Origin of the sequence: Sphingorhabdus sp. (genome assembly GCF_040079335.1) — a bacterium.
Taxonomy (GTDB): domain Bacteria; phylum Pseudomonadota; class Alphaproteobacteria; order Sphingomonadales; family Sphingomonadaceae; genus Sphingorhabdus_B.
In genome coordinates this window covers 1-4,278 of sequence record NZ_JBEBKL010000085.1, presented here as the reverse complement: position 1 = coordinate 4,278, position 4,278 = coordinate 1, and the positions used below count along the sequence as shown (strand labels likewise).

Here is a 4,278-nt window from a genome sequence, read left to right as displayed (position 1 = left end):
TTGAGCGTCATCCCGAGCAACAACGCATAGAGCATGACCGGTGCGGTATAATGTTCGGATAGGAAATTTGCCGCAGCCGCAACGATCAGCGCAAATGCCAAGCCCGGTCCGATCAACTGGGTGCGCGTTATAATCGCGTTCATTGCGCGTCCGCTGCATCCGCCATTCGCGTAAGATCGGCCAAATAACTTTGGCGCGCCAAGGCAAATACGCCAGCGGCGAGCAACCCGACAATCGGCAGCATCTGAAAGGCATCATGAAGACCGACTCTATCCGCCGTCCAACCGGTAATGATCGGGCCGGGAGCAAGACCGATAAGGTTATTGGCCAGCGTCAATGTCGCAAAAGCTGTGCCGTGAATGGCGACTGGCGTCAGATTGGCGACCATAGCGCCTGCAGGCCCAGTGGTTCCAGCAACCAGAAACATCGCTACGGCCAGCAATGCCAGTTGGGTAATGCCGGGGGTACAAAGCATCGCGGCAGACAATGCCATAGCCGTGCCGATGCAATAGCCAATCGCGAGCAATATCTTCCGGTCGGGCCGACTGCGAGCAACGCGGTCGCTTGCAATTCCGCACAATATCATCCCCACACCGCATGCCACAAACAGGAGAGCCGCCATCCGTCCCGCTTCTGCCACCGACATCGCATGATACCGGCCCAGATAGGTGGGCAGCCAAGCTGCGAGTGCGGCTGAGCAGAATAATTGCAATCCGCTGCCGACATAAGCGAGCTTGACCGAACGGCTTGCAAACAGCGATTTGAGCGGGGGACGCTTGAACTCCGCCCCTCCAACCCCGCTCGCTGACGACGCAGTTGCCACCCGGCCCTCCCTGACAACAATCGGGAAGAGTATGGCAAGCACCAGTCCGGCAATGCCGATAGCCATGAAGGCAGCGCGCCAGCCATAGGTTCCGGCGATTTCTCCGCCGACCGCGACGCCCAGCACCTGACCAAAGAGCCCGCCCGCCATGAATGCCGCAGATAAGGTCGCGCGCATCCGGCTTGGAAAGACGCTGATGACAAGTGCAATGCCGACGCTGCCATAAGCTGCTTCGCCAACGCCCACCAGCATTCGGCCGACCAGCATCTGGCTGTAACTTGCCGCAGCTGCACAGAGCAACGTCGCTGCGCTCCACAGCACTGCCATCAGCGTCAGACTTTTTACCCGGCCCCAGCGGTCAGCGAGGAGAGACAATGGAAAGGTCAGCAAGCCAACCATGATCGCGACGACACCTGATAGCCACCCCAACTGCGCATCGCTCAGCGACCATTCCGCCTTTAGTAGCGGGAACACGGCGTTCAGCACCTGCCGCGCCATATAATCGGAAATCAGCAATCCGAAGGCGAGCGCGAACACGACCCAACCATAGGTAGTGGCGCGGGTGTTGATCTCCCCACCAACACCCGCACGCTCGAGTGGCGCGATCATCGTCATGGCGCGCCTATCACGCGGCGATCAACGGTGCAGACCTAGCATTTGCGACACCGAAATTCTTGTTGCGATTGGGCAACCAGCCGTTCTTTTCGAGCGTTTCATCGGCACTCGAATAAAATTCGCCGATTTTGTAGATTGCTCGGGCTTGATCGCCAGTCGCAATCGGACGGTAAAGCTCTTCGGAAATGCGAACCAGTTTCTCGATCTGCTGCACCGATGTAGCGCGCTCGCCCTTGCGGCCCCACAGATTGTCTTCCTGTCCAACACGGGCATGGAAGCCCATCGCAATCGCCATCGTGCAAAGCGGATAAACACTGCGCATCAGCCCTTCGACAGTGAAGATCGCATTTTGTGGCAAGCGGTTGATGAACTCCATCAGATTGCGCGGATTTGGGCCATCATGGCCGCCACCAATCGCGACCCAATTAATCGCCAGCGGTCCCATATAATGTCCGCTGCGCACCAATCGCTCTACGGTTTCGAGATCGCGGGCACAACCAACCATGAAATGCGTCTGGATGCCCGCTGCGGTCAGGCGCTTCATATGCTCTTTCATAAATTTGGGACCGGCCTCGTAGTACATCTCGGTATAGGCTTCGGTGTAATTGGCCTCTCCCATTGATGTCCCGGCGCAATCATCCTCGGTTATCAGTTCCATCACATTCATCTGGTTGGTGTTGACAGCTAACGTCACTTGATCGGGTGCAGGATTAAGTTCCGCCAGCATATGGCGGGTATCATCGGACAGCCACAATGCGGCCTCACCATCGTTTTTTGGGGCAAAGCTGATAGAACCACCGACTTGTAAGATCATCTTGGGGACGGCGGTACGCAATCGGTCGAGCATCTCGTTAAAACGGTCCAGATTTTTGGATCCATTGCCATCAGGCTCGCGGACATGGACGTGGAGTACTGTTGCCCCAGCATTGTAGCAATCGACCGCCTTTTGTACCTGTTCGGCGAAGCTCAAAGGAATGTCGTCGCTGTCGCGCGGGAAGAAGCTCGGCGCATAAGGCGCGACTTGAATGCAGAGTGGATCTTGTGTTTCGGGGAGCAGGCTATCATCAAAAAACTGCATGGAAACTCTCCTTTAGTGATTCAGTAAGGCTTGTCGCCGGTGATCGCCGCGCGGTCCATCTCGCGGACGCACGGCGGATAATCCATCACGGCATAATGTTGGGTGCAGCGGTTATCCCAAATCGCGACGCTGTTTGGCTGCCAGCGCCAGCGCACTTGATATTCGGGAATTGCGGCACGCCCAATGAGATAGGTAAGTAACTGCGCGCTGCCCGGAGCAAAATCCTGCCCGTAGCGGACATTTTCGCTGGTGTGGAAATTGGTGAAATGCGTGGCAAAGCCCGAAACGAACAGCACCTTCTCACCGGTTTCGGGATGGGTGCGGACGACGGGATGTTCGGCATCGGGATATTGGGCTTTCAGAGCGTGCCGCTTCTCTTGGCTCATCCGCGCACCAAAGCTGGCTTCAATGCTGTGCCTTGCTTTCAAGCCGTCGATTGTGGTTTTGATATGCTCCGGCAAATCGGCATAGGCTTTCGCCATGTTCGCCCACATCGTGTCGCCGCCGACCGGTGGGCAGGTCACACAACGCAGCACAGCGCCCATAGGCGGGGCGTCGCGCCATGTTGCATCGCAATGCCAAGCATTTTCGAAATGGTCAGGTGGCGATTGTTCATTTTTGTAGATTTGCACGAGTCCCGGATGTTGCGGATCGCTTCCAGCGACGGGATGGTCCTCCAGCGTTCCGAAGCGCTCGGCAAAGGCAACATGATTGGCCTTTGTAAGGTCCTGATCCCGCAGGAACAAAACTTTGTAATTGAGCAATTCAGCGCGAATTTCGCCAAACAGGTCGGCATTATGAGCGGCCTCGGCAAGACTTACCCCCGACAGCTCAGCACCGATATGGCAGGTGAGCTTTTCGATCTTCACAGCACAAACACCGACGAACCGATGGATGTGCCCGCTTCCAGATCGCGATGCGCCTGCACGCAATCTTCGAGGCGGTAGCGCTGTCCGATTTCAACTTTGACGCGACCCGATGACAGATGATCGAACCAAAAGGCCGCCAATTCAGCGCGCTCAATTGGATCAGCGTAATAATCGGCAAAGGCTGGGCGGGTGAAATATACTGATCCTTGCATCACCATCTGCATGGCATTGATCGGCGGAAAGGGCCCCGAGGCAGTTCCGCAACCGACCAGCACGCCGCGGCGCTTGAGCGATTTCAGCGAACCTTCAAATGTATCTCTGCCGACTGAGTCGAACACCGTGCTCACGCCTTCGCCGCCGGTCAGATCCTTCACCCGTGCGGCGACGTCTTCACGCCGGTAGAAAATGATTTCGTCGCAACCCATCGAGCGCGCCTTCGCGGCCTTCTCTTCACTCGAAACTGTACCGATCACGCGCAAGCCCATCAGCTTGGCGACTTGCACAGCGAGCAAACCCACGCCACCTGCCGCTGCGTGCAGCAAAATTGTATCGCCCGATTTGAGCCAGGGGTTCGTCTTTTTCAGCCAATAAGTCGCTGAAAGCCCACGCATTGTCGATGCTGCCGCCGCTTCAAACGAGACGCTTTCCGGCAGTTTAAACAGCGGGGCGGCGGGCATGATGCGTTCGGTGGAGTAGGCACCCAGCGGGCTGCCATTATAGGCGACACGATCACCTACCGCCACACTGGTCACGCCATTCCCCAATGCTTCAACAACGCCCGCGGCTTCAACCCCAATCCCGCAGGGCGGCTGCACGGGATACAGACCTGAACGAAAATAGGTGTCGGCAAAGTTGCAGCCGACCGCTTCATGGCGAATTCGGACTTCGCCTGG

At 57.1% G+C, this 4,278-nt stretch carries 4 protein-coding genes; all 4 read right to left on the bottom strand.

The annotated features are described in order from the left end of the window. Positions 1–139 precede the first annotated feature (139 nt). Positions 140–1,432: an MFS transporter gene (locus ABL922_RS14115; RefSeq protein WP_349024850.1), complete on the bottom strand. Its 1,293-nt coding sequence runs from the start codon at positions 1,430–1,432 to the stop codon at positions 140–142. A 16-nt stretch (positions 1,433–1,448) separates the two neighbouring features. After that, the gene (locus ABL922_RS14110) at positions 1,449–2,516 is read right to left on the bottom strand and encodes a 3-keto-5-aminohexanoate cleavage protein (protein ID WP_349024849.1); all 1,068 of its coding nucleotides are present in this window, start codon (positions 2,514–2,516) and stop codon (positions 1,449–1,451) included. 20 nt (positions 2,517–2,536) lie between these two features. After that, positions 2,537–3,385, bottom strand: a complete 849-nt coding sequence (locus ABL922_RS14105) for a TauD/TfdA family dioxygenase (protein ID WP_349024848.1) — start codon at positions 3,383–3,385, stop codon at positions 2,537–2,539. Beyond that, a partial coding sequence (locus ABL922_RS14100; RefSeq protein ID WP_349024847.1) for a quinone oxidoreductase occupies positions 3,382–4,278 on the bottom strand: 897 nt, incomplete at its 5' end. The genes ABL922_RS14105 and ABL922_RS14100, both read right to left, overlap by 4 nt.